The sequence below is a fragment of the Erwinia magellanica genome, from assembly GCF_039023495.1.
In the GTDB taxonomy this organism is placed as follows: Bacteria; Pseudomonadota; Gammaproteobacteria; order Enterobacterales; family Enterobacteriaceae; genus Erwinia.
Window position 1 is genome coordinate 908,053 of sequence record NZ_JBCHVC010000001.1, and the last position, 25,310, is coordinate 933,362.

Genomic DNA, 25,310 nt, shown 5'->3' on the forward strand with positions numbered 1-25,310 from the left:
AGGGGCCTGATCGCAGGCCCTTTATAACGCTTAGCGGATGGTTTTCGGCGTCATCATCCGACGGGCGCCAATATAGTGACGCTGCCAGTAATCCTCGCCCAGCGCGCTTACCTGAATATCCTTGCCGGTACGGGGGGACTGAATGAACTTACCGTCACCCAGATAGACGCCAACATGGTCAGCAACCCCGCGTCCATTAATGCGGAAGAAGACCAAATCCCCTTTTTCCAGCTCATCACGTTTGATCGAGGCGGCATCGCGCAGATGATACATTTCGTTAGCGGTGCGCGGGATTTTAAACTTCACCAAATCCTTATAGGCATACCAGACCAGCCCGCTACAGTCGAAGCCGGTTTTTGGTGAGGTTCCGCCCCATTGATAGGGTTTACCCAGCTGGCCCATCAGTTTGTTCATCGCAGTTTCACGAGCTTTCTGATAGCGGGCACGATGCGCCTTGCTCAACTTCAGCGGTGCCGGGTCGAGATCGGCTGTCAGCGCTTCCATTTGTGCTGCTTTACCGCGATGCCGTCCGTAACGCTTTTTACTGCCATTAACGCTTTTCTTTTTATATCTGCCGGGAGTAACGGCGGCCGTTGCCGGAGAGGCTTTCTTTTTAAGCTTGAGCTTTGACACGGAGGTTAAGCGGGATTTCTTGCTGGTGGTCTCTTTAACTTTTTTTGTGGAGCTTGCTTTAACCGGCCTGCGTTTACGTCGCTCATCTTCACGGGCTGGCGTACCAGCATCCTTCTTATGATGGCTGGCATTAACAGGGGCGTGTGGCGATGCGTGCGCCACGTTAAAAAAGAGCTGAGCAAACGCCAGCAAAAAGAGGGTGATGAGTAAACGCATCGTTACCATTAACAGTTTGTGCTTCGACCAGCGGCCAAAGCGTGCCAAAAACAGGGATATCTGCTTTGCAGCAGGCTCATGGGGCAATTCTAATCTAACTGTTTAACAAAGGGTAAGGTCTTTTTTGTTTCAATGATGCAGAACAAGTAAAAGCTGTAAAAATAAGCCAAATCAGCTGGTTATCTGTGCAAACCTTATCCATTTTAGCGGCATTGGCGCTGCAATAACCTCTGGAAAATGTTATTTTAATGTATCCGCCTGGGCTTGTGAGGCGCAGAAGCCGAAAATGCTCTTAGTAAAATGTCGTTTTCATCGTGCGGGCAGAGTCGCTACACTAAATAGACACGAAGTATCCGATTAAGGAAGCCATTTATGAGTACCGTTGAAAAAATTGAGCGCCAGATAGCAGAAAACCCGATTCTGCTCTACATGAAAGGTTCACCAAAACTGCCAAGCTGCGGCTTCTCGGCACAGGCCGTACAGGCGCTGTCAGCCTGTGGCGAACGTTTCGCCTATGTGGACATTTTGCTGAATCCAGAGATTCGGGCAGAATTACCTAAGTATGCCAACTGGCCGACTTTCCCGCAGCTGTGGGTGGATGGTGAACTGGTCGGCGGTTGCGACATCATTATTCAGATGTATCAGCAGGGCGAACTCCAGCAGCTGATCAAAGAAACTGCACAAAAATATCCTTCTGACACCGCTGAATAAGCGACTCAGAAAGTAAAAGGGCGAGGAAAAATTCCTCGCCCTTTTTTTATGCTTCGCTTACCGGCGCTGGAAGCGGCCAGCCGCCCAGCCGTTTCCAGCGGTTCACCAGCTCACAGAACAGATCTGCCGTTTGTACGGTATCGTACAGCGCGGAGTGTGCCTGATTACTGTCAAAGGCCATTCCCGCCGCAGCACAGGCTTTCGCCAGTACGGTTTGCCCTAATACCAGCCCGCTTAACGCCGCCGTATCAAAGGTGACGAAAGGATGGAAAGGGTTGCGTTTCAGACCGGTACGTTCAGCGGCCGCATTCATGAAGTTGAGATCAAAAGTGGCATTATGCGCAACCATAATGGCGCGATTGCAGTCCCGATCTTTAATCCCTTTGCGCACCAGTTTAAAGATGGCATGCAGAGCTTCATATTCACTGACCGCACCGCGAAGCGGGTCAGAGGGGTCAATGCCGTTAAAAGCCAATGCTTCAGGTAGCAGAACAGAACCTTCAAACGGCTCAACGTGGAAATGGAGCGTTTGGTCTTTCTCCAGCCAGCCATTTTCATCCATTTTCAGGGTGACGGCAGCCACTTCCAGTAGCGCATTGGTCTTCGCGTCAAATCCAGCGGTTTCCACATCGATCACTACCGGATAAAAGCCGCGAAAACGGCTGCTGAGGGTGTTCAGTTGGTTCGATTCAGACATCAGGATCTCATTGGCGAAAAAATGCAGCGCGCATTATGGCAAATTTCGCCGCGAGATGCAGCAGGGGAAGGGAGAAGAAGGGCGCCCTTAAGGCACCCTGGTAAATCAGGCACCCAGACCGTGGCCCGCATGCTTGTTCTCAATCAGTTCGATTTTATAGCCATCCGGATCTTCAACAAAGGCGATGATAGTGGTTCCGCCTTTCACCGGGCCAGCTTCGCGCGTTACGTTGCCACCATCCTGACGGATACGGTCGCAGGTAGCCGCAACGTCATCCACGCCCAGCGCAATATGGCCGTATGCGTCGCCCAGATTATAGCTCTCCTGACCCCAGTTATAGGTCAGCTCAATCACTGCACCTTCGCTCTCTTCGGTATAACCCACGAAAGCCAGCGTGTATTTATATTCAGTATTTTCGCTGGTGCGCAGCAGACGCATGCCCAGAACTTTAGTATAAAAATCAACGGAACGTTGCAGATCGCCAACGCGAAGCATGGTGTGAAGTAAGCGCATAACATCCTCTTGGTAAAAAACGTTATCATCCGATAACGGTTAAAAAAATAAGTATAGCGATGATTTTCCGGCAGGGTAATCAGAAGGCTCTGCCTGCGGGGAAATAAACTGCCAGCAAAGCTTATTAAGGGTACAGGCTGCGTCGGGCGCAGCCTGATCTTCTTTCTGTTAACGCTTATCCGGCAAGAGAGGGATAATCGGTATAACCTTCTGCACCGCCGCCGTAGAACAGCTCTGGACGTGGCGCGTTAAGCGGAGCGTTTTCACGCAGGCGCTCAACCAGATCCGGGTTCGCAATATAAACGCGGCCAAAGGCAGCAGCGTCAATCAGCCCTTTTTCAATCAAATCTTCAGCTTTTTCGGCAGTATACGCGCCAGCACCCACAATCACGCCGGGGTAGACGTTGCGAATAGCTTTACGGAACGCTTCGCTGTAAGGCTTGCCGCCGGCCCAGTCAGGCTCGGAAATGTGCAGATACGCCAGATTACGCTTCGCCAGCTCACTGATGTAATAGATCGCAGCGGCTTCCTGATCTTCACCATTATCCAGGCCGTTGAACGGGCCAAGGGGGGAGATGCGGATCCCGATGCGGTCAGCGCTCCAGGCGGCAATGGCCGCATCAACCACTTCCAGTGCAAAGCGGGTGCGGTTTTCTACGCTGCCACCGTAGCTGTCGGTGCGCTGGTTCGATGCAGGCGAGAGGAACTGATGGATCAGATAACCGTGGGCAGAGTGTAGCTCTACCAGGTCAAAATCCGCTTCACGGGCATTAATGACCGCCTGGTGGAAATCATTAACCACCTCTGCAATTTCATTCACTTCAAGCGCGCGTGGAGTGGATGTGGCTTCGCGTATTGCCTCTCCCTGCTCATTACGCAGGGAAGTACGGGTTTCTGCGTTAATAGCAGATGAGGAAACCGGGGCTTTACCCTCTGGCTGCACGCTGGTGTGGGAAATACGGCCAGTATGCCAGAGCTGAACGGCGCTGTGGCCATCCGCCTGGTGAATGCCTGCATTGATCGCCTTCCAGGCGGAAATTTGCGCTGCTGAGTGCAGGCCTGGCGCACCGGCGTAGCCTTTAGCCTGTGCAGAAATTTGTGTCGCTTCGGTGATGATCAGTCCCGCGCTGGCACGCTGGCGATAATATTCACCCATCAGTGGAGTAGGAATATCGCCCGGTTCAATACTGCGCAGTCGGGTCAGAGGGGCCATAAAAATGCGGTTAGGAACGGTAATCGCACCCGTTTTTAAAGGGGTGAACAGTTTTTTCAATTCCATTATTTCTCCTGGTAGACCGGTCGACTAGACACTAGTCTTTTTTTTAAAGTAGCGCTGGCAGCCTACGCGTAATCTTCTGCAAGGCATTAACCGTAAGTGCGCTCTCTGGAAGTATAGAGAGAGGAAGAGTTTAGAGCAGGCGAAGCGTTTTCGCCTGCAAAAATAGACTATTCAGGTAGCGTACCAGACCGGCAGGTCTGGTACAAACAGGGCTAGTGCGCCTGGCACGATCGGATCATATCCAGCGCTGGCTGATACTCTTTGGTCTGCACATTCATCATTCCCAGCAGCGTATGGAAGATGTTGTCCTGTGACACCGCCTCGGTTCTGGCGGCCTGGCGAAGACAGTCCTCACGGATGCCAAAGGCGCTGGCGTAATCTGGCGACATCCAGAGCAGGAAAGGAATGTGCGTCTGCTGGGAGGGAGCAAAGACGTAAGGTGCGCCATGCAGATACATGCCATGTTCCCCAAGTGATTCCCCATGATCGGAAAGATAGACCAGCGCCACGTTGAATTTATCACTCCGGGACTTCAGCAGGTTGATGGTGTCGGCCACCATCGCATCGGTATAGAGGATCGAGTTGTCATAAGTATTCACCAAAGCCTGGTGTTCACAATCCTGAATCTGATTGCTGTCGCAGGTAGGGGTGAACTTGCGCATCGCCGCCGGGTAACGCAGATAATAGGCTGGTCCGTGGCTTCCCATCTGATGCAGTACAATAACCGTGTCGTCTTTCACGCTGTCGATATAGTGGTCCAGGCGGTGCAACAGCACGTCATCCAGACAGTAATCACTTTTACACAGCGCTTTGACATTCCATTTTGTCATATCGGTATGGGGCACACGATCGCAGGCACCTTTACAGCTGCCATCATTTTCACGCCACAAGACGTTTACCCCAGCATGGGCCATCACATCCAGTACACCTTCCTGATGTCGTGCCAGGCTGGCATCATAATGTTCACGCGGCATATTGGAGAACATGCAGGGTACTGAAATAGCGGTTTCGGTGCCGCAGGAGGTTGCGTTCTGATAGTAAATAACATTCTGCTTTTTCAGTTCAGGATTGGTTTCGCGGGCATAGCCACCCAGGGAAAAGTTTTCTGCCCGGCCTGTTTCACCCAGCACAAAGACCACCAGCGTTTTTTTCTTTTCCGCCCTGATTAGCGGCCCTTTCTTCGCATCCTGACCAATCCGCACCAGCGTCTGATCGCCGGAAAACCAGCGATTATCTGCATAATGCCCCACGCTGCTGACCACGTTAACAGGGGTAATCATTTTGACCAGTCCTTTGTTATTGCGGATCAGTGAGGCGTAATCTTTATAGAAAAGAGCGGCTACCAGCAAAATCACGGCGAGCGCTGCCATCATGGTCAAAGCTCGTATAGCAATGTTCATCCACCAGGGACGATGAGAAGTAATTTTTACGGCTGCAATTAACACGGCGGGCACGATACCTAAAGCCGTTATCCACAGCAGATAACGAAGGCTGAACAGAGCCGCGGCTTCCTGGGCGTCAGTTTCAAACACATTCTGGATCATATTTGTGTCAATGACCGTGCCAAAGCTGTAGATAAAGTAGTTCGCAGCGGCCCCTGCCAGCACCAGAATGATTAGCAAAGGTTTACGGAACCAGGGCACAGCAGCCACGCTGAAGATAATCAGGAAGGCACAAAACAGCACCACGGGCAGGGAGGCAGCAAAAATATAATCATGAAATGTGGTGTAAGGGATTGTCTCCCAGGCACGCATCAGGAAGAGCGCGTTGAGAATAAACGTAAAGAAAATCGTAACATAAAGGTTAAAAGCGTTTTCGTTACACCGTAACTTTAATAGCTGTTTCATAGCATTCCATGAAAAAATAAATTCTGCGGCAAGCTTAGCGTTGGAACCTTAGTGAAACCTTAATCTGTGCTCAACAATGCGAACTCCCGCAGAAAATAGCCGCCGGTTATCTTCGGGTTATGTCCGGAACAGGAAAAGTCTTGCGCCTGCCTGTAGAGCAAAAAAAGAGCGTTCAGACTTGCGGTCGGGGAATAACCGATCTTCAATAAGGGACTGGCATATATTCAGGAGGGACAGTGGCAGAACAACTTGAGTTTTTCCCGGTGCCAAGTCCCTGTCGGGGGATTTGTCAGTCTGACGATCGCGGCTACTGCCGTGGCTGTCTCAGAAGTCGCGAAGAGCGCTTCAACTGGATGAAATTTACCGATGCGCAAAAGCGGGAGGTGATCCGCCTCTGTCGCCAGCGCTATCTTCGTCTGCAACGTGCGGGCAAAGCGGAGGTTCCTGATGAGCCGGAACAGCCTTCACTGTTTTAATCGGGCCGGTTTAGTGATGGCTCAGGTAAAAAAGAGTCAATAAACAGCTTTTAACAGGCATTTTCTCTGAAACTTACCAGGCTTATAGCTCCACTCTGGATGAGATAAGGGAAGTATATGAAACGTTTGACTCTGATGGCGCTGCTGTTGGCAACAGGTTGTTTTGCACAGGCGGCCAGTGAAAAAGTTGATATAAAGCTGGCTACTCCGCAGGGGGCAGGTGAAAGCATCGGTACCGTGACGCTGGAAGAGACGCCTTACGGCATCACGTTTACCCCAGCGCTTCATGACCTCCCGGCGGGCATTCATGGTTTCCATGTTCATGCAAAAGGGAGCTGCGAACCGCAAACCAAAGAGGGTAAAATTGTTCCGGCCGGAGCGGCTGGCGGGCATCTGGACCCGTCGGGGTCGGGTAAACATCTTGGCCCCTGGCAGAACGGACACCTGGGCGATTTGCCCGCCTTGTTTGTGACTGACGATGGCATGGCAACCTATCCGGTACTGGCACCGCGCATCAAGAAACTCTCAGAAATTAAAGGCAAAGCGCTGATGATCCATATGGGCGGCGATAACCATTCGGATATGCCGAAACCGCTGGGTGGCGGGGGCGATCGCTTCGCCTGCGGCGTGATCTGATAGCATCAGGCGCCTGCCGCACGTGCCTCTTCCGGCAGCGCCTGTTGCAACTGAGAAAGTGAACAAAACAGCCGCCAGATAATTCCCGCCAGCTCGCTGGCTTCATCATTGCCGATGGCCTGCAACCTTTCAATTCTCTGCGATAATTCTTCCAGCGTTTGCGCCAGTGAATGGTGGTGCACACCACGTTCGCCGATGATCCGGTGTAAATTTTGCAGCGTCACCTCGCGCATATCGGTCAGCTCGCTGGCCTCACTGTGCCATTCACGCAGCTGCCAGACAATATGTGAGCAGTTCAGCAGCACCACGCCCCAGCGCAGCAACCATAAACGAGCGCTGTCGTCGCGACTGCTGTTAAGTTGATTGACCCGATGGTAGATCAGCGATTCAAACGTGCTTTGGCTGAGGTGAGGACGCCGACTGAGCTGGTCGAGAAATTCCCGACGCAGAGCACGGATGTGTCTGCGGCTGCGGCGTTTATCCGAGCTGGGACGCAGGATCTGAAAGGCCAGCCAGGCCAGCATCACGCCAAAAACTTTCGCCAGATTATCATTCAGAAACGCCTGGTAATCATAAACAGGCGGGTTAGTGACCGCCAGAAACGATCCGCCAAACACAATCAGCTGCGCCCAGAGGCTGGCGCGTTTTTTCTGTTGCAACTTAAACAGCTGGAGCGTGATGAGCAAAGGGAAGAGAAAGAGTAAAAACTGCCACAGCACGCTGATCTGCACCATCAGACCAAATTTGATGATAAAGCTGAAAAGGCTCAACAGCAGCAGCGTTTTCAGCAACAACGAGACGCTGTTGCTGGGAGAAGGCACTGACGAATAGAGCACACAGCTGATAGCAGCAAGGGTAATGGCAGCATCACCGGCCTCCCACTGGGTGGTAATAGTAAAGGCGCAACCCAGCAGAATAACGATAAAAGTGCGCAAGGCGCTCCAGCTCGCTTCAGCACTGTCGGCATGACGTGCCAGCGCCGGGACGGCTGGCGGAGAGAGAGTCGTGTCGGCATCCGCACGTTCAAACTGCCTCAGCCAGCGGCTGATATTCAGATAGAGCCAGCAGAAATAGCGTAAGCGGTGCCAGAACGCCTGATGGCGATAATCTTGCTTGTCGTCAGGGGCAGCCTGGCTCAGAATTTGCGCCAGACGATATTTATTACACTCCGGTTTTGCCAGCTCGCTGAGCAGCGCCTGTAGCGTGGTAAAGAGGATCTCCGGCGGCTCTGGCCAGTTAAGCAGCATTCGGCGCAGGCTGGAGATAACGCTGGTCAGCCGTAGCTGCTGATGAAGAACGTAATTGAGTACGTTGTTCTGACGGCGAAAACGGTAGTGGCTCCAGAACGCCTGGATCCTTAACAGGTTCATGGTGAGGATCTGACCGATAACGCTCTCATGTGCGCTGCGAACGTTATCGGTGGTTTCACGCTGCAACAGCAGCCCGGCATGCTCCAGCAGACGGGTATGCATCGCTTTTAATGACTGGATCAGCGTATCGCCGTCTGAGGTGCTGGGCAGGATCATCATCATCAACCCGCCACACAAAATGCCTGAAATCACTTCGCACACCCGTGCCTGAGTAATATTCCACAGATCGTTGATGTCGGTGATATTGACCGTGGTAAAGGCGATAATAGCCGCTGTGTAGCCAGCCAGAGAGAAGGCGTAGGCGACGTTGTTTTGATAATGATTGGCAACCCAGGTGCAAAGCGCCAGCCAGGCGGACATCGACAGGGCAAACAGCCAGGGTTCATTAAGCGTATGCCCGGCAATCAGCAGCGCTGCGCCGGCTCCCAGCAGGCTACCGGCGATGCGCCCCAGACTTTTGCTGATGACGCCGCCTACGGTGGGGAAACTGACCACGGCGGCCGAAGTCATCGCCCAGTAGGGTTCATCCAGCTGAAGACCATAGGCAATACTCAGCGCCAGACACATGGCAATGGCGTTGCGGAGGGCGTAGCGCCACTGGCCTGCGGTGGCTTTACACCACGGAAGGTTTTGCCAGGCAAGCCAACTGAGATTCATGGCTGAACAGAGACGCTACAGGTGGTTCCCGCCACCAGCGGCAGATCCGCAGGGACAGATGTCAGGCGGATACGTACCGGAACACGCTGAGCCAGTCGCACCCACGGCACGTTTGGTTTGATATCTGGTACCAGACCGCTGTCCGTTTCAACGCTCTGATCATAAATAGCCCGACCAATGCTCTCGACCTCGCCCTGTAACGTCCGGTTATCGCTATAGAGACGCACGCTGGCCTTATATCCTGCACGGATATGCCGCAGCTTGGTTTCTTCAAAATAACCCATTACGTAAAATGAATGGCTGTCGACCAGGGCAAACAGCGGCGTACCGCTGGTGGCGTAATTTCCCGGACGTATCACCAGGTTAGTTATCCAGCCGTCAGTTGGTGCTGTTATCCGGGTTTGCGACAGGTTCCATTGCGCCTGCTCCAGTTCTGCCTGAGCCGCCTTTGCCGTTGCGGCCATGCCTTTGGCGCTGAGGCTGGCTGCATCCAGATCCTCTGCGGAGATCACATTGCGCGGCAGACTCTGACGGCGGCGCGCTTCATGCTGTGATTTCAGTAAATCAGACTGCGCTTTTGCCAACTGTGCCTCAGCATTCAGCACGGCAATCCGGTAAGGTTCATCATCTAAAGTCAGTAAGGTCGTGCCTCGGGTGACAAACTGATTATCTTTGATCGCCAGTTGCGCAATACGCCCGGAAACCTGCGGCGTGATATTAACCAGCTCTGCGCGGACTTTACCATCGCGGGTCCAGGGTGACTGCATATAGTAATTCCACAACCACCAACCGGCACAGAGCGCCGCTGCAAAGAAAATTACCGTGGAAAAATATTTTAATGTGCTGAATTTCATCCGTTCACCTGCAACAGCCACAGCGAAACGCTGACACAAAGAATAAAGAGAGAAAGATCCAGCAGCGTTGGGTGCCAGATTTCGCCAGAGTAGATCCAGCCCCGCAGCAGGGGATGTAGTAACAGCCAGAAGAAAAACCCCAGCAGTACGGCTTTGAAAATCGGTGGAAAAAACACCGAGGCGCCAAAAACCAGGTCTGTCAGCGGTGAGGAGGAGGAGAAATGTGCGTTATCCACGAAGTAAATCCTTCTTGCCAGGCCGTTTGCGGCGCGCCGGGTAATCAATACTTTTCAAAAGGGATGAATTTGTATTTTGTCCTGTAAACTCGCAGAATAGTCTAAAATGAGGCATGATAGCTAGCAAGCTAATTATAAGGAGATGAAATTGGATACCCCATTAGGAACGGATCTCGCCAGACTGGTGCGTATCTGGCGTTCACTGATCGATCAGCGCCTTAAGCCACTGGAACTCACGCAGACGCACTGGGTAACGCTGCACAATATTCATCAGCTGCCGCCTGAACAGTCACAAATTCAGTTAGCCAAGGCGATAGGTATAGAGCAGCCTTCACTGGTGCGTACGCTGGATCAGCTGGAGGAGAAGGGGCTGATTACCCGGACGACCTGTGCCAGCGATCGCCGCGCTAAGCGGATTAAGCTCACGGCTGAAGCTGCACCCATCATCACCCAGGTTGAACATGTTATTGAAGCTACACGGGATGATATTTTGTCAGGTATTTCGCAAAGTGAAATCGACAAACTGGTGACGCTGATAGCCCGTCTCGAAAAAAACATCCTGGAACTACAGGGTCGGGATGAATAAAAAAACCGGCTGAGGCCGGTTTTTTTATTGTTACTTATCGTGGTGAAACGGTGACCTGACTTCCGTTAGAGGCCATGGTTACACGCTGGCCAACGGCATAACGGCTGGCAGCCTGTTTCTGCACGACCATAATGGTATTGCCGTCATCTTTGCGGATTTCCAGCTCCACACCCTGCGTTTTGTTAGCTGCGCCCTGTACACCCTGACCCGCTACTCCGCCAGCCACTGCGCCAGCTGCGGTAGCAAGGCTACGGCCAGTACCGCCGCCCAGAGTATTTCCCAGGAAGCCCCCCAGTACCGCACCGCCAATTGCACCAATGACATTATTGTCATCTCCACCCTGAATCTGAACCGGGCGGACGGAAACCAGCGTTCCGTAAGTGACGTTTTGCACTTGCTTGGCTTCTGAGGCACTGTAAACATCACCAGAAAGGGTGTCAGTGTTGCTGCATCCTGCCAATGTCACGCCAGTCAGTGCCACGACTAATAAACGCTTAATCATCGTAAAACTCCTTACTTTTCCATTTGCTGCAGATAATTGCGCAGCGTTCAATAGGGTAATTATATGGCACAAGCCGCTAAGTTGGGTAAAAAAACTGCTACCCCCAGCGTAGCGCAACATGCATAAACCATAAATCAATCAGCTGCAAAATTGCGTAAAGAGAGCTAAATATCCAGCCAGCCTTTAAAAATGGTTAGTTAATCATAGAATTGCCCGGCTGATTTTGCGACGCTGTAGGCAGGAAATTCAGCAAACCCCAACGGGTAAGGCGAAACAATGAAATCAGGACGCTATATTGGCGTGATGTCCGGTACCAGCCTGGATGGCATTGATGTGGTGCTGGCAGCCATTGATGAGCATATGGTGGCGCAGCAGGCAAGCTACTGCCATCCCATGCCGCCAGCTTTGCGTCAGGCAGTGTTGGGGATCTGTCAGGGACAGTCATTAACGCTCTCTCAGTTGGGCCAGATAGACACGCAGTTGGGAAGGGTATTTGCCGAAGCGGTGCAGGCCTTGATCCAGCGTGAAGGGCTTGAGAAAGAGGATATTACGGCGATCGGTTGCCACGGGCAAACGGTCTGGCATGAGCCGCAGGGCGAGGCGCCAAATACCTTGCAGATTGGCGATAACAACCAGATTGTCGCTGCTACCGGCATCACCGTGGTGGGAGATTTCCGTCGTCGCGATATGGCGCTTGGCGGGCAGGGCGCGCCGCTGGTGCCCGCCTTCCATCAGGCTATTCTGATGCACCCTGAAGAGCGCCGGATGGTGTTGAACATCGGTGGCATCGCCAATCTTTCGCTGTTGATCCCCGGCAAACCGATCGGTGGCTACGATACCGGTCCCGGCAATATGCTGCTGGATGCCTGGATCTGGCGCCATCAGGGTAAAGGATATGATAAAGATGGCGAATGGGGCCGACAGGGCAGCGTTATCAGGCCGCTGCTGCAACAGATGCTGAGCGACCCCTGGTTCTCACTACCGGCACCTAAATCTACCGGTCGCGAATACTTTAATCTGGGCTGGGTGGAGCAACAGCTTTCTGCCTTCCCCGGACTGCAACCCCAGGATGTACAGGCGACGCTGGCGGAACTTACCGCAGTGACTATTGCGGAACAGGTCATGCTGTGCGGCGGGTGCGAGCGGCTGCTGGTTTGTGGCGGCGGCAGCAGGAACCCCCTGCTGATGTCAAGGCTGGCAGCACAGCTTCCGGGGATTGAAGTGGGCAGCACGGATGAAGCGGGGGTCGGCGGTGATGATATGGAAGCGCTGGCTTTCGCCTGGCTGGCTTACCGTACTTTATCGGGTTTGCCTGGAAATTTGCCCTCAGTAACGGGAGCGAAAGAAGCTTCGGTGATTGGCGCTATCTATCCCGCTAACCCTGCCCGTTATCGCTAACCCCTGTTCACAGGAGAGAATATGAAGAAGATACTTTTACTGTCCACGCTGGCGTTACTGTCGGGCTGTAGCTATTTCCATTCAGCACCGGAGCAGCAGAAAACCTTGCACTACACCTGCGGAACGCTGCCCCTGACGGTGGTTGTTGATAATAGCCGTGAGGAGGTTAACCTTATCCTTGATGGTAACCCGCTGACATTAAAACAGCAGGAAGCCGCCTCCGGTACCCGTTACAGTGACGGAACCTATGTTTTCTGGTCTAAAGGTGACGGGGCGTTTATCGAGCGAAATGATAAAGTCATTATCAATGACTGCCGCCTCAATGGCAGTTAACCCGTTGAAACCCATCGGGATGAAGCGCACAATGCAGCATCCCCCTTCAAGCTGAAGCCTGAGCGATGAACGAAAGCGACAACCTACAGCAGATTGCCCATCTGCGCCGTGAATATACCCGTGGCGGCCTGCGCCGTAACGATCTGCCTGCCGACCCGCTGGTGCTGTTTGAGCACTGGCTGGGCCAGGCTGTTGAGGCGCAACTGCCCGATCCTACGGCGATGAGTGTGGCAACCGTAGATCAGCAGGGGCAACCTTACCAGCGCATTGTGCTGCTGAAGCATTTCGATCAGCGTGGCATGGTGTTCTATACCAACCTGGGCAGCCGCAAGGCCCATCACCTGGAGAGCAATCCCCGCATCAGCCTGCTGTTTCCGTGGCACATGCTGGAGCGTCAGGTGATGGTGCTGGGAACGGTGGAGAAGCTCTCGATGCTGGAGGTAATGAAGTATTTCCACAGCCGCCCGCGCGAGAGTCAGATTGGTGCCTGGGTATCGAAACAGTCCAGCCGCATCTCTGCCAGAGGCGTACTGGAAGGCAAGTTCCTGGAGCTGAAGCAAAAGTTTCAGCAGGGGGAAATTCCTCTGCCCAGTTTCTGGGGCGGTTTCCGCATCAAAATCGATTCAATGGAGTTCTGGCAGGGGGGCGAGCATCGTCTTCATGACCGCTTTTTCTACCAGCGTGAAGCGGATAGCTGGAAAATCGATCGCCTGGCACCCTGAACCCCTGAAATAATCCTGTTAAGCGCTGGCACAGAGTGCGCCAGCGCTTTATTCTATACGCCTTATTTTCTCTCCGCGAATCAGCGGAAAGCTGTGTACCAGCTAAGGTGCAGACTTTTTTACATGGAGTCAAAGATGGCCAGCAGTAACCTGATCACACAATTGCAAGAGCGGGGCCTGGTAGCCCAGGTCACGGATCAAGAGGCGTTAGCAGAACGACTGGCGCAGGGGCCAATCGCACTCTATTGCGGCTTTGATCCCACTGCCGACAGCTTGCATTTGGGGCATCTGGTGCCGTTACTCTGCCTGAAACGCTTCCAGGATGCCGGGCATCGCCCGGTCGCGCTGGTGGGCGGTGCCACCGGCCTGATTGGCGACCCCAGCTTTAAAGCGGCGGAGCGTAAGCTCAATACCAACGAGACGGTGAATGAATGGGTGGAAAAAATCCGCCATCAGGTTGCCCCCTTCCTCGACTTTGACTGCGGTGACAACAGCGCTATCGCTGCTAATAACTATGACTGGTTTGGCAACATGAATGTGCTGACCTTCCTGCGTGATATTGGCAAGCACTTCTCCGTTAATCAGATGATTAATAAAGAAGCGGTGAAGCAGCGCCTTAACCGTGACGATCAGGGCATCTCCTTTACCGAGTTCTCCTACAACCTGCTACAGGGTTACGACTTTGCCTGCCTGAACAAGCTGCATGGCGTGTCGCTACAGATTGGCGGTTCCGATCAGTGGGGCAACATCACCTCCGGCATCGATCTTACCCGCCGTCTGCATCAGAACCAGGTCTTTGGTCTGACCGTGCCGCTGATCACCAAATCGGACGGCACCAAATTTGGTAAAACCGAAGGCGGCGCTGTCTGGCTTGATGCCAGCAAAACCAGTCCTTACAAGTTCTACCAGTTCTGGATCAACACCGCAGATGCTGATGTGTATCGTTTCCTGAAATTCTTCACCTTTATGAGCCTTGAAGAGATCAATGCGCTGGAAGAGGAAGACAAAAACAGTGGCAAAGCGCCTCGTGCACAATATGTGCTGGCCGAGCAGGTAACAAAACTGGTACATGGCGAAGAAGGCCTTGCCGCTGCGGTACGTATCACCAAAAGCCTTTTCTCCGGCGCGCTGAACGAGATGACGGAAGCTGACTTCGAGCAGCTGGCGCAGGATGGCATGCCGTTCGTTGAGCTGGAGCGTGGACAGGATTTGCAGCAGGCAATGGTGGATGGCGACCTTGCACCTTCACGGGGACAGGCCCGTAAGCTGATTGACTCCAAAGCGGTCAGCATTAACGGCGAGCCTCAGCTCAGTGCAGAGTACCTCTTTACTGATGCAGACCGCCTGTTTGACCGCTTTACGCTGCTGCGCCGTGGAAAAAAGAATTACAGCCTGATTGTCTGGAAATAAAACCATATCACCCCAGGCCGGCCAGTCCGGCCTTTCTTTTTAGGCAGGGTTCGTTATGAAAAACATTCTCTCTATACAGTCGCATACGGTGTTTGGTCATGCGGGAAACAGCGCGTCTGAATTTCCTATGCGCCGCATGGGCGCAAACGTTTGGCCGCTGAACACCGTTCAGTTTTCCAACCATACGCAGTATGGGCACTGGACCGGCGTGGTGATGCCCGCCACCCATCTGACCGAAATTGTTAAAGGCATTGCTGATATTGATCGTCTGAAAACCTGCGATGCAGTGCTGAGCGGCTATTTAGGCTCGGCAGAGCAGGGCGAGCAGATCCTGGAGATTGTGCGCCAGGTAAAAGCGGCCAACCCTGCTGCGTGGTATTTCTGCGATCCGGTCATGGGCCACCCGGAAAAAGGCTGCATTGTGGCACCGGGCGTAGCGGAGTTTCATACCCGCTCTGCGCTGCCCGCCAGCGATATCATTGCGCCAAACCTGCTTGAGCTGGAAATGCTGAGCGGACACGCGGTCACCGACGTAGAGCAGGCTGTGGCCACCGCCCGTGAGCTGATTGCTAAAGGGCCGAAAGTAGTGCTGGTGAAGCACCTGGCAAGAGCAGGGCTGCGCAGCGACAGATTTGAAATGCTGCTGGTGACGGCGGATGAAGCCTGGCACATCAGCCGTCCTCTGGTCGATTTCGGCGTAAGGCAGCCTGTGGGCGTGGGCGATCTCACCAGTGGCCTGCTGCTGGTTGATCTGTTGCAGGGTAAATCCCTCAAAGAGGCGCTGGAGCATATAACTGCGGCTGTGTATGAAGTGATGCTGAAAACCCATGAGATGGGCGAGTATGAATTACAGCTGGTCGCGGCGCAGGATGGCATAGCTAATCCGCAGCAGCATTTCGCGGCAGAAAAACTGTAACAGCACAAATTCCCTCTGCCAGTACAGGGCAGAGGGAACACTTCAGCCCTGTATGCCTTCAGCCTGTAACGCTGCTGCCACGGCGGGCCGTTCTGCCACTCGTTCAAACCACGTTGTTAACTTATCCAGTCCGGTGAAATCCAGCTTCACCGCCTTCGCCCAACGCATCACCGTAAACAGGTAGGCATCTGCCACGGTAAAGTGCTGCCCCATCAACCACTGTTTTCCCTCCAGTGCCTCATTTATCCGGTGAAATTTGCTCTGCAACTGTTCCCGCACCTGGGTGCGGTACTCTTCAGGCACGCCAGAACGGTAAAGCGCATAGAAATTTTCATGCAGCGCGGTGGCGATAAAATTCAGCCATTCCAGCGTCTGATAGCGCGTCAGGCAGTCGGTGGGCGCCAGCAGCTGGCGGTCCGGTTTCTGGTCTGCAATATACTGAACAATCGCCACGGTTTCGGTCAGGATCGTGCCATCATCCAGCTCCAGCGCAGGTACCTTGCCCTGTGGATTGATGGCCAGAAAGTCACCGTTCTGCTCGGTTTTTTTGCTCGTTAAATCTACCGACACCACTGTGAAATCAAGACCAGACTCATGCAATACAATGTGAGGCGAGAGCGAACAGGCCCCGGACTTAAAGTAGAGTTTCATGCAGGCTCCTACAGCTGATTAGCGAAAGATATTTTGAGCTTAATGTAGCTGGCTGAAAAGTCAGCGCCAGGGGATAACTTTCATTAATTATCTGTCTGTTTCTTAACCGGCGTCATGCTTTCGGCTTGCAGGCAGGTGAGGGCTGACAGCGCTTCCCTGGCGTTATCCCAGAATGCGCGGACTCTGGCAGGCATATATTTCAGATTCTGCGTGACCAGCTGTACGGGCAGGGGGGCAGGCCGACTGGAAGGCAGCACCTCGCAAAGCGTGCCCTGCGCCAGGTCATCATAAGCCTGATAAGAGAGCAGGCGGGTAATGCCTTTACCCGCTCTGGCGGCGATTAACTGCGTTTCCACTTCGTTAACCATAAATGTGGGCTGAATGCGCACGCGTTCCTGATGAGTCACCGCACCAAAGCGCCACTCTCTGACTGAACTCACGGAGGTTCCCGCTATCAGCGTATGGGCCGCCAAATCGGCCGGCGAGGCCGGGTTGCCGGCGCGTGCCAGATACTCAGGGCTGGCAAGCAGGATACGCTGGACGGTTCCCGTCTCCACAGCAACCAGCGATGAATCCCGTAGCTGGCCGATGCGCACGGCGATATCCAGCCCCTGTTCCAGCAGATCCTGGTAGCTGTCGTTAAGCAGCAGTTCAACCTGAATGCCGGGATAGCGATCGATAAACTCCAGCACCAGCGGAGCGATAAACTTGCGGCCAAACTGTACCGGGGCAGTTATGCGTAGCAGGCCGTTGAGCTGAGATTTAGAGGAGTCCTGAATCGCCTGTTGGTAATCACTTATGAGCGTCCTGGCCCGTTCAAACAGCGCTAGCCCGGCGGGCGTCGGGGACATATTGCGTGTGGTTCGCTCAATCAGGCTGGCCGCGAAGCGGCTCTCCAGCGAGGCCAACGCACGGGTAATCGCGGGGGGAGAACGCCGCAGCTTCCGCGCTGCCGCCGCCAGGCTACCCTGTTGCACCACTGCCACAAACACCTCAAGTTCATCCAGCTTGTCCATCACTCTTCCACTAAAAGAAATTATGAATTGCCATAATGCAGCTTTCCGTCCATTTGCTGCAAGAGTAAGCTCAGGGAAACTCAAGAGGAGAAGATCATGACCGCATTAACGCTCTACAACACTCCGTTATCGGGGCACGGACATCGGGTAAAATTACTTCTCACCCTGCTGGATCTCCCGTTTAAAGAGATCGAAGCCGGTGCGGACATACGTCAAACTGCGCAGTTTCTGGCGCTGAATCCGCTTGGGCAAATACCCGTGCTGGTGGAGGGGGAAACCGTTATTACAGACAGCAACGCTATCCTTATATGGTTGGTTAAGCGTTATGCGCCAGAGAGCCACTGGCTGCCGCAGGATCTGTTGCAGGAAGTGGAAGTGCATCAGTGGCTGGCAAAAGCTGCCGGTGAAATCCGCTATGGCCTGGCCTCTGCCAGGCTAATCAGGCAGTTTTCCACGCCGGAGAATTATGCATCGGCCTGTAGTGTGGCGGCTAAATTTCTGCCGCAGATGGAACAGCATCTGACCGGTAAACGCTGGCTGGTGGGGGAACAGGCTACGCTGGCCGATCTGGCCTGTTACGCCTACGTGGCCTGCGCGCCGGAGGGCGGCATTTCACTTGCAGATTATCCTGCCATTCAGCAGTGGCTGCAAAACGTCGAGGCAATGCCCGGTTTTATTGGGCTTCCTCCGCTGCCGCAACCTGAGTTGATTTAGCCATGTTTCATCCAGGGGAACAGCACGCCCAGCAGCGGGCGGGATATGGCGAGGTCAGGGCCGCCATCTATCCCGCCATGCCTGAGCAGCATCGTCAGTTCTTTGCCGGTCTACAGACTTTTTACCTGGCAACGCTGGGTGAGGATGGCTATCCGGTAGCGGGTCTATTGCAGGGAGAGCTGGGTTTCGTCAGCAGCGCGGGGTCTGGTCTGCTGACGCTCACACAGCGCGCTCTGCGGGCAACGCCTTTACTCCCCGCGCTGAAAGCAGGAATGGCGGTAGGAGGTCTGGGCATTGATTTCTCTAACCGCAGGCGTAACCGGGTGAATGGTGTGGTTCAGGCTGTAGATGAAGAACAAGTTGCGATCCGCGTGGAGGAAAGCTTTGGCAACTGCCCGAAATATATCCAGCGGCGTCATCTCCGCTACAGTAGCGAAAAAGGCCCGGTGGAGGTGGAGCAGCTTGCGACTCTGGATGCTGCTGCGCGTTATGCCCTTGGCGCTGCGGATACCTTTTTTGTCGCCAGCGTGGCACCACGCCAGGGGGATGTGGGGGGGACAGATATTTCCCATCGTGGCGGTCTGCCGGGGTTTCTCTCACTGGAGCAGGGAAAACTGAAAATCCCTGATTATGTCGGCAACCGTTATATGAACACGCTGGGCAATTTGCTGGTTGAGCCACGCTGCGCCCTGCTGATCCCCGATTTCCAGCAGGGCGCTGCGCTGCATATTCAGGGTAAAGCGGAGATTGACTGGCAAAGGGGGAAGGGGCTGACCGAACGCTTCTGGTATGTGGAAATTGAAAAGGTCTGGCGCATCCGCCAGCTCTTTGCGCCGGCGGGACTTGCTGTTGAATATGCTGATTCTTCGGTTGCAGCCGGATAACCGGCAATAAAAAAGGGCGACATCTCTGTCGCCCTCAGCACAGACAGCAATGCGTTATGCTTTAACTTCTTTTAAGTCGCCTTGCTCGTCCTGCGTCATGCGGTTCAGCTTAGGTGCTGTCAGCATCATCAGAATGGCGATAACACCTGTCGCGATACCAATTTGCAGGAAGACATCGCCATAGACGTTCAGGGATTGTAGCGGATCGGTGATATTTTCCGGTACGGCCATCAGGTTCGCCACTTTACCGGCAATCATTGCAGCGCCAGCGGTGGTCAGGAACCAGGAACCCATAATGAAGCCCATCAGGCGCTGTGGCACTAACTGCGCCACCATAGCCAGGCCCAGGCCTGAAATCATCAGTTCACCCACGCTCTGTAGCGCATAGCTGAGGATCAGCCAGTTAACGGAAACGATGCCCATCTGATTGGCAAACTTCGCGCCCAGCGGCAGAACCAGGAAGGCAGCCGAGCAGAGGATCATCCCCAGCGCAAACTTGTGCGGCATCGGCAGACGGTCGCCCATCTTGTTATAGATAGCGGCCAGAATCGGGCTGAAAATCATAATCCAGAACGGGTTCAGCGCCTGATACTGTTCAGCCTCAAAGGCGATGCCGAAGATGCTGTGTTCAACGTTGCGAATAGCAAAGAAGTTCAGGGAAGTAGGCATCTGCATATAGAGGACAAAGAACACCACCGCTTCGACCATCAGCATAAACGCGACGATCATTTTGCGGCGCGCGGCGCCTTTCATCGCAAAGGCTTCTTTAGCGAAGATCACAACGATGCCCGCAGCGATCACCGCCAGCACCAGACGGGCGATGCCCTGGTTGTGCAGCAGCCAGGTCGCCAGCACGATCAGTACGGCGACACCCACCAGCGTGGCCAGTAATTTGCCAACCTGAAGTGGGGCAAAATCGGGCTTAGAACCGTAATTTTTTACCCATTTGCGGAACAGCATAAAGTTGACCAGCGTCAGCAGCATACCGATAAAGGAGAGGGAGAACGCCACGCTCCAGCCAAATTTTGCCGCCAGCCACGGCGTCGCCAGCATCGAGAAGAAGGAGCCGATATTAATCGCCATGTAATACATGGTGAAAGCCCCATCCAGGCGCGGGTCATCTTTTTGGTAGCAGGTAGAGAGCAGGGCTGAGGGGTTAGCCTTGAACAGGCCGTTACCGACGGCAATGGTCGCCATGCCGATATAAACCATGCTCACGTCATGCCCTGACCAGGCCACCAGCGCATAACCCAGCGCCAGCACCAGCGTCCCCAACACGATAACGCGTTTGGTTCCCAGCACTTTATCGCCCAGCCAGCCGCCCACGGCAACCAGACCATAGACCAGCGCACTAAAGGAGGAGAACAGGGTGATCGACTCCGCTTCGGACATACCCAGCATTTTTACCAGGTAGACCGCCATGATGCCTTGCAGGCCGTAATAGCCGAAGCGTTCCCACAGTTCGATAGAAAAAATCAGATAGAACGATTTAGGTTGCTTGAACGCATTGAGGCTGTTGACCTCAGGATGTTTGTTTGCAGTTGACACTGGTACCTCTGATGTTCGTAGCCTGTTTCGACTCCTGAATAAAGTCGTCGTAGCACAAGGTGGGCATTCGCCGCATGATTATAAGAAATGAAAAGCGGCGGTTAATTTCGCCGATCGAAGCAGATCAGGCAAGCATTTTTTCTTATAAGGTACTCGGGCGCTTATCGAGTGTTAACCTGCGGTGAAATATTCATCGATAGATGAATATACTGTTAACTATTTTCCTTTAAGAATAAACAGCTTAAAAAGGACGCGCCTCTCATTTCTCGCTGTAAAAGCGGGAGTCCTGGGTGAATAAAGGAGATATCCACTGCTTGCTTTAATAAAGGTAAAATTAATAGCTATTAATGAGTCTGTTAGCAGCTATACACACCATTACATAGCGGCGGGACTTATTTTATCGCAGGGAAATGATCTAAATGTGATTCAGATCACTTTAAGCCAACATAATAATTATTGAAAATTAACTTTTTCTTGCTCTCTCTTCTTTTATTCATCCGCGCGGACGTTCCGACAAATTTAACCCACTTTTTTGTAGTGACTGTGAGCCGTCGCACGTTGAGACAGGGCTGTTGAAGCTGCGCGCCTTTTTTTTATTGATTGAACGTTCAATATAAAAAGGCTATAATCACTTTCATTCAATAGCTAAAACCGATGAAGCGATGCCAAAAGTTGGAATGAAAGTGATCCGTCAGGCGCAGTTAATTCATGCCACCCTGACCGTTATCGACAGAGTAGGGCTGGCAGATGCAAGCCTGGCACTGATCGCCAAAGAGGCGGACGTATCCACCGGGATTGTCAGCCACTATTTTGGCGACAAAAATGGCCTGCTGGATGCCTGTATGCGCCAGATCCTTTCTGACCTTTATCAGGCGGTGGTTCAGTATCGTCAGCAGGCGGCAAAGCTGCCGGAAGCGCAAATACGCGCCATTATCGACGGTAACTTTGATGTGTCGCAGATTGACAGCCCGGTGCTGAAGACCTGGCTGGCGTTCTGGACTAACAGCCTGCATCAACCCAATCTGCACCGTCTGCAATGCATTAACGACAGACGCCTCTATTCCAACCTGACGGCGCAGTTCGCAAGGGTACTTCCTGTTGAGAAGGCTCGTGCGGCAGGAGCCAGCATGGCGGCGCTCATTGACGGTTTGTGGCTGCGTATGACGCTGGCGCCACAGCCGATGGCTCAGGGCCTGGAGAACGCCCGTGCGCTTTGCTATCAAAATCTCGCGCTGTGGCTATCAGGCCCGGCACACTAACCCCCCCAAAGGAGGAGGCATGGCAGATATGCAACGCCGTGGACTTTATATCAATGGCCGTGAAGAACCCGGTCATGGCGAAACATTTACCACCATCAACCCCGCCAATGGCGAGGTACTGGCTGAGATCACCGCGGCCAGTACGCAGGATATTGACCGTGCCGTAGCGTCAGCGCATGCCGGGCAGCGTATCTGGCGCGCCTACACGCCGGTAGAGCGTAGCCGTGTGCTGCTGAAGGCGGTTGCGCTGCTGCGCGAACGCAATCAGACGCTGGCCGAACTGGAAACCGCCGATACCGGTAAACCCATCAGCGAAACGGCTTATGTCGACATCGTGACCGGGGCCGACGTGCTGGAGTATTACGCCGGCCTGGCCGTAGCGGTTGAAGGCGAGTCTATTCCTCTGCGTGACAGCGCGCTGGTCTATACCCGCCGCGAGCCGCTTGGCGTCTGCGCCGGGATCGGAGCCTGGAACTATCCCATTCAGATCGCTCTGTGGAAAAGTGCTCCGGCGCTGGCTACCGGTAACGCAATGATCTTCAAACCCAGTGAAGTGACGCCGCTGAGCGCGCTGGAACTGGCCAAAATCTTCACCGAAGCGGGCCTGCCGGACGGCGTCTTTAACGTGGTTCAGGGCGCAGCAGCCGTGGGGCAAGGCCTCAGTCAGCATCCGCAGATTGCTAAAGTCTCCTTCACCGGGGAAGTCAACACCGGTAAACGGGTGATGGCTGATGCGGCGCTGGCCAACCTCAAATCTGTCACGATGGAACTGGGCGGAAAATCACCGCTGATCGTGTTTGAGGATGCCGAGCTGGAACGTGCCGTAGATGGCGCGATGATGGCTAACTTCTACAGCAGCGGCCAGGTTTGCACTAACGGCACCCGCGTTTTTGTGCAGCGTTCACTGCTTCCGGCGTTTGAAAAACGTTTGCAGGAGAAAATGGCAGGTATCCGGTGCGGTGACCCAATGGATCCTCAGGTCAATTTCGGGCCGCTGGTCAGTGAAGAGCACTGCCAGAAAGTTGTCTCCTACCTGAATCTTGGTAAAGAGCAGGGGGCACGGCTGCTGGCTGGCGGTTCAAGGATGACAGAAGGCGCCTTTGCCAAAGGGTGTTATGTGGAGCCTACAGTCTTTACTGACTGCACCGATGAGATGCGTATCGTGCAGGAAGAGATTTTTGGTCCGGTCATGAGCGTGCTGGTGTTTGATGATGAGCAGGAAGCGATCGAACGCGCCAACAACACCGAATATGGCCTGGCAGCAGGGGTGTTTACCACCTCTCTGAACCGTGCCCACCGGGTTATTCATCAGCTTGAAGCGGGTATCTGCTGGGTGAACAGCTGGGGCGAATCACCGGCACCTATGCCGGTAGGCGGCTACAAACAGTCGGGCGTTGGCCGTGAAAACGGGCTTGAAACTCTGCATCACTATACGCGCACCAAGTCCGTGCTGATTGAGATGGGAGAGTACCCTTCCGCATTCTGATGCGCAGGGCTGGCAATCTGTTTTTTTGCCGCGGCTTTCCCGCCGCGGCACTCTGGAGGTTTAATGCAGAAATTTGATTACATCATTATTGGCGCGGGTTCAGCAGGCAACGTACTGGCCACGCGACTGACTGAGGATGCTGACGTATCGGTACTGTTACTGGAAGCGGGCGGAAAAGATCACCGCTGGGACTTCCGTACCCAAATGCCAGCCGCTTTGGCTTACCCGCTACAGGGTAAACGCTATAACTGGGCCTTTGAAACCGATCCTGAGCCGAATATGGGCAACCGCCGTATGGAGTGCGGACGCGGTAAGGGGCTGGGTGGCTCTTCGCTGATCAACGGTATGTGCTACATTCGCGGCAACGCGATGGACTACGACAACTGGGCCAGCAAAAAGGGGCTGGAGAACTGGTCCTATCTTCACTGCCTGCCCTATTTCCGTAAGGCAGAGAAGCGTGATATCGGCGAAAACGACTATCACGGCGGCGAAGGCTACCTGAGCGTCACGACGCCCAAAAAAGGCAATAATCCGCTGTTCCGTGCTTTCATCGATGCCGCCACTCAGGCGGGACATCACGAAACGGATGATCTTAACGGTTATCGCCAGGATGGTTTTGGCCCCATGGATCGTACTGTCACGCCGCAGGGTCGCCGTTCCAGCACTGCCAGAGGTTATCTGGACGTGGCAAAGCAGCGTTCAAATCTGACCATTATTACCCATGCTCAGACTGACCGTATCCTGTTCAGCGGCAAAAGTGCTACCGGCGTCTGCTGGCTGCGCAACGGCAAAGAAGAGCAGGCGGAAGCAAGGCGTGAAGTGCTGCTCTGTGCGGGGGCTATCGCCTCGCCACAAATCCTTCAGCGCTCGGGCGTAGGGCCGGAAGAGTGGCTGCGCGAGCTGGATATTGATGTGGTACATGCCCTGCCGGGTGTGGGGCGTAATTTGCAGGATCACCTGGAAGTCTATATGCAGTTCCGCTGCAAAAAGCCGGTCAGCCTCTATCCTTCGTTGCAGTGGTGGAACCAGCCTGCAATCGGGGCTGAGTGGCTGTTTAACGGTACAGGCACCGGAGCCAGCAACCAGTTTGAAGCAGGTGGATTTATTCGCAGCGATGACCAGCCAGACTGGCCTGATTTGCAATATCACTTCCTGCCGGTGGCGATCAACTACAACGGCAGCAGCCCGGTAAAAGAGCACGGCTTTCAGGCACACGTAGGGCCGATGCGCTCGATGAGCCGTGGCCGCGTTAAGCTGACTTCGAAGCATCCTGGTGCCGCACCCTCAATTTTCTTCAACTATATGTCTGAAGAGCGCGACTGGGTAGAGTTCCGCAACGCCGTACGGCTGACCCGTGAAATCATGCGTCAGCCTGCTCTGGCCGACTATTGCGGCGACGAAATCCAGCCGGGGGCGCAGGTTCAGAGTGACGAACAGATTGATGCCTTTATCCGGGAGCACGCAGAGACCGCTTATCACCCTTGTGGCAGCTGCGCGATGGGAAATGACGAGATGGCAGTGGTGGATGCAGAAGGGCGTGTGCATGGTATGCAGCGGCTGCGTGTGGTGGATGCCTCCATTATGCCGCAAATCACTACCGGCAACCTGAATGCCCCAACGGTGATGATTGCGGAAAAAATAGCCGATATGATCCGGGGTAAAGCGCCGCTGGCGCTTTCGACGGCGGAATATTATCAGTTGCAGCGTGAAAAAGCGGAAGCGGAAGAAACCCTGAGCTGAGTTATTGCAGAGAGTGAAGG

General features: G+C 53.9%; 26 protein-coding genes. 14 read left to right on the forward strand and 12 right to left on the reverse strand.

Annotation, left to right across the window (positions count from 1 at the left end):
- Positions 1–30: 30 nt before the first annotated feature.
- A complete protein-coding gene (locus tag AAH450_RS04185; RefSeq protein ID WP_342909043.1) occupies positions 31–849 on the reverse strand; it encodes a C40 family peptidase in 819 nt (272 codons plus the stop codon).
- Positions 850–1,221: 372 nt separating this feature from the next.
- Between AAH450_RS04185 and AAH450_RS04190 the strand changes: the two genes are divergently transcribed.
- Entirely contained in the window at positions 1,222–1,560 is a 339-nt protein-coding gene (locus AAH450_RS04190; protein WP_306212656.1) for a Grx4 family monothiol glutaredoxin, read from the forward strand.
- Positions 1,561–1,606: 46 nt separating this feature from the next.
- Here the strand turns inward: AAH450_RS04190 and rnt are convergent, their stop codons facing one another.
- The 4 genes from rnt to eptA form a co-directional block, all read right to left on the reverse strand.
- Positions 1,607–2,257 carry a ribonuclease T gene (gene rnt, locus AAH450_RS04195; RefSeq protein WP_342909044.1) on the reverse strand — a complete coding sequence of 217 codons (651 nt, stop codon included), beginning with the start codon at positions 2,255–2,257 and terminating at the stop codon, positions 1,607–1,609.
- 105 nt (positions 2,258–2,362) lie between these two features.
- Positions 2,363–2,770 carry a lactoylglutathione lyase gene (gloA, locus tag AAH450_RS04200; protein WP_306212660.1) on the reverse strand — a complete coding sequence of 136 codons (408 nt, stop codon included), beginning with the start codon at positions 2,768–2,770 and terminating at the stop codon, positions 2,363–2,365.
- Positions 2,771–2,945: 175 nt separating this feature from the next.
- Positions 2,946–4,049: an alkene reductase gene (nemA, locus tag AAH450_RS04205; RefSeq protein ID WP_342909045.1), complete on the reverse strand. Its 1,104-nt coding sequence runs from the start codon at positions 4,047–4,049 to the stop codon at positions 2,946–2,948.
- Between the two features lie 212 nt (positions 4,050–4,261).
- Complete coding sequence (gene eptA / locus AAH450_RS04210) at positions 4,262–5,896, reverse strand: phosphoethanolamine transferase EptA (protein ID WP_342909046.1); 1,635 nt, start codon at positions 5,894–5,896, stop codon at positions 4,262–4,264.
- Positions 5,897–6,132: 236 nt separating this feature from the next.
- Between eptA and AAH450_RS04215 the strand changes: the two genes are divergently transcribed.
- Together AAH450_RS04215 and sodC are read left to right on the forward strand one after the other, a co-directional pair.
- Positions 6,133–6,372, forward strand: coding sequence for a DUF1289 domain-containing protein (locus tag AAH450_RS04215; protein ID WP_342909047.1), 240 nt, complete (start codon positions 6,133–6,135; stop codon positions 6,370–6,372).
- A gap of 117 nt (positions 6,373–6,489) precedes the next feature.
- Positions 6,490–7,008 (forward strand): superoxide dismutase [Cu-Zn] SodC, encoded by a 519-nt coding sequence (gene sodC, locus AAH450_RS04220; RefSeq protein WP_342909048.1) that lies wholly within the window; start codon positions 6,490–6,492, stop codon positions 7,006–7,008.
- Between the two features lie 5 nt (positions 7,009–7,013).
- On the opposite strand, the gene AAH450_RS04225 is transcribed toward sodC, so the two are convergent.
- From AAH450_RS04225 to AAH450_RS04235, 3 genes are read right to left on the reverse strand one after another with little or no spacing between them, the layout of a single operon-like run.
- A complete protein-coding gene (locus tag AAH450_RS04225; RefSeq protein ID WP_342909049.1) occupies positions 7,014–9,035 on the reverse strand; it encodes an FUSC family protein in 2,022 nt (673 codons plus the stop codon).
- Positions 9,032–9,889, reverse strand: coding sequence for an HlyD family secretion protein (locus AAH450_RS04230; protein ID WP_342909050.1), 858 nt, complete (start codon positions 9,887–9,889; stop codon positions 9,032–9,034). The genes AAH450_RS04225 and AAH450_RS04230 overlap by 4 nt, the downstream gene beginning before the upstream one ends.
- A complete protein-coding gene (locus AAH450_RS04235) occupies positions 9,886–10,125 on the reverse strand; it encodes a DUF1656 domain-containing protein (protein ID WP_318792033.1) in 240 nt (79 codons plus the stop codon). Before AAH450_RS04235 ends, AAH450_RS04230 begins: the two co-directional genes overlap by 4 nt.
- A gap of 148 nt (positions 10,126–10,273) precedes the next feature.
- Between AAH450_RS04235 and slyA the strand changes: the two genes are divergently transcribed.
- Complete coding sequence (gene slyA, locus AAH450_RS04240; RefSeq protein WP_342909051.1) at positions 10,274–10,711, forward strand: transcriptional regulator SlyA; 438 nt, start codon at positions 10,274–10,276, stop codon at positions 10,709–10,711.
- A 34-nt stretch (positions 10,712–10,745) separates the two neighbouring features.
- On the opposite strand, the gene slyB is transcribed toward slyA, so the two are convergent.
- Positions 10,746–11,213 carry an outer membrane lipoprotein SlyB gene (gene slyB / locus AAH450_RS04245; RefSeq protein WP_306212679.1) on the reverse strand — a complete coding sequence of 156 codons (468 nt, stop codon included), beginning with the start codon at positions 11,211–11,213 and terminating at the stop codon, positions 10,746–10,748.
- Between the two features lie 276 nt (positions 11,214–11,489).
- Here slyB and anmK point away from each other — a divergent pair, with 276 nt between their 5' ends.
- The 5 genes from anmK to pdxY all read left to right on the forward strand — a co-directional run bounded on the left by anmK (position 11,490) and on the right by pdxY (position 15,992).
- Positions 11,490–12,611, forward strand: a complete 1,122-nt coding sequence (gene anmK / locus AAH450_RS04250; protein ID WP_342909052.1) for an anhydro-N-acetylmuramic acid kinase — start codon at positions 11,490–11,492, stop codon at positions 12,609–12,611.
- Positions 12,612–12,632: 21 nt separating this feature from the next.
- Complete coding sequence (locus tag AAH450_RS04255; protein WP_342909053.1) at positions 12,633–12,944, forward strand: MliC family protein; 312 nt, start codon at positions 12,633–12,635, stop codon at positions 12,942–12,944.
- Between the two features lie 65 nt (positions 12,945–13,009).
- Entirely contained in the window at positions 13,010–13,666 is a 657-nt protein-coding gene (pdxH, locus tag AAH450_RS04260; protein WP_342909054.1) for a pyridoxamine 5'-phosphate oxidase, read from the forward strand.
- 135 nt (positions 13,667–13,801) lie between these two features.
- A complete protein-coding gene (gene tyrS / locus AAH450_RS04265) occupies positions 13,802–15,076 on the forward strand; it encodes a tyrosine--tRNA ligase (RefSeq protein ID WP_342909055.1) in 1,275 nt (424 codons plus the stop codon).
- Between the two features lie 55 nt (positions 15,077–15,131).
- Positions 15,132–15,992 (forward strand): pyridoxal kinase PdxY, encoded by an 861-nt coding sequence (gene pdxY, locus AAH450_RS04270; protein WP_342909056.1) that lies wholly within the window; start codon positions 15,132–15,134, stop codon positions 15,990–15,992.
- A gap of 42 nt (positions 15,993–16,034) precedes the next feature.
- Here the strand turns inward: pdxY and gstA are convergent, their stop codons facing one another.
- Together gstA and AAH450_RS04280 are read right to left on the reverse strand one after the other, a co-directional pair.
- Complete coding sequence (gene gstA, locus AAH450_RS04275) at positions 16,035–16,643, reverse strand: glutathione transferase GstA (protein WP_342909057.1); 609 nt, start codon at positions 16,641–16,643, stop codon at positions 16,035–16,037.
- 83 nt (positions 16,644–16,726) lie between these two features.
- Positions 16,727–17,659, reverse strand: coding sequence for a LysR family transcriptional regulator (locus AAH450_RS04280; protein WP_342909058.1), 933 nt, complete (start codon positions 17,657–17,659; stop codon positions 16,727–16,729).
- A 96-nt stretch (positions 17,660–17,755) separates the two neighbouring features.
- On the opposite strand from AAH450_RS04280, the gene AAH450_RS04285 reads away from it, so the two are divergent.
- Entirely contained in the window at positions 17,756–18,373 is a 618-nt protein-coding gene (locus AAH450_RS04285) for a glutathione S-transferase (protein ID WP_342909059.1), read from the forward strand.
- Positions 18,374–18,375: 2 nt separating this feature from the next.
- Entirely contained in the window at positions 18,376–19,257 is an 882-nt protein-coding gene (locus AAH450_RS04290; protein ID WP_342909060.1) for a pyridoxamine 5'-phosphate oxidase family protein, read from the forward strand.
- 54 nt (positions 19,258–19,311) lie between these two features.
- On the opposite strand, the gene dtpA is transcribed toward AAH450_RS04290, so the two are convergent.
- On the reverse strand, positions 19,312–20,805 hold the full coding sequence (gene dtpA, locus AAH450_RS04295) for a dipeptide/tripeptide permease DtpA (RefSeq protein WP_342909061.1): 1,494 nt from the start codon (positions 20,803–20,805) through the stop codon (positions 19,312–19,314).
- A 662-nt stretch (positions 20,806–21,467) separates the two neighbouring features.
- Between dtpA and betI the strand changes: the two genes are divergently transcribed.
- The 3 genes from betI (at position 21,468) to betA (ending at position 25,290) form a co-directional block, all read left to right on the forward strand.
- Positions 21,468–22,064, forward strand: coding sequence for a transcriptional regulator BetI (betI, locus tag AAH450_RS04300; protein WP_342909062.1), 597 nt, complete (start codon positions 21,468–21,470; stop codon positions 22,062–22,064).
- 28 nt (positions 22,065–22,092) lie between these two features.
- Positions 22,093–23,550 (forward strand): betaine-aldehyde dehydrogenase, encoded by a 1,458-nt coding sequence (gene betB, locus AAH450_RS04305; RefSeq protein ID WP_342909568.1) that lies wholly within the window; start codon positions 22,093–22,095, stop codon positions 23,548–23,550.
- Positions 23,551–23,613: 63 nt separating this feature from the next.
- A complete protein-coding gene (gene betA, locus AAH450_RS04310; protein ID WP_342909063.1) occupies positions 23,614–25,290 on the forward strand; it encodes a choline dehydrogenase in 1,677 nt (558 codons plus the stop codon).
- The last annotated feature ends 20 nt before the right edge of the window (positions 25,291–25,310 follow it).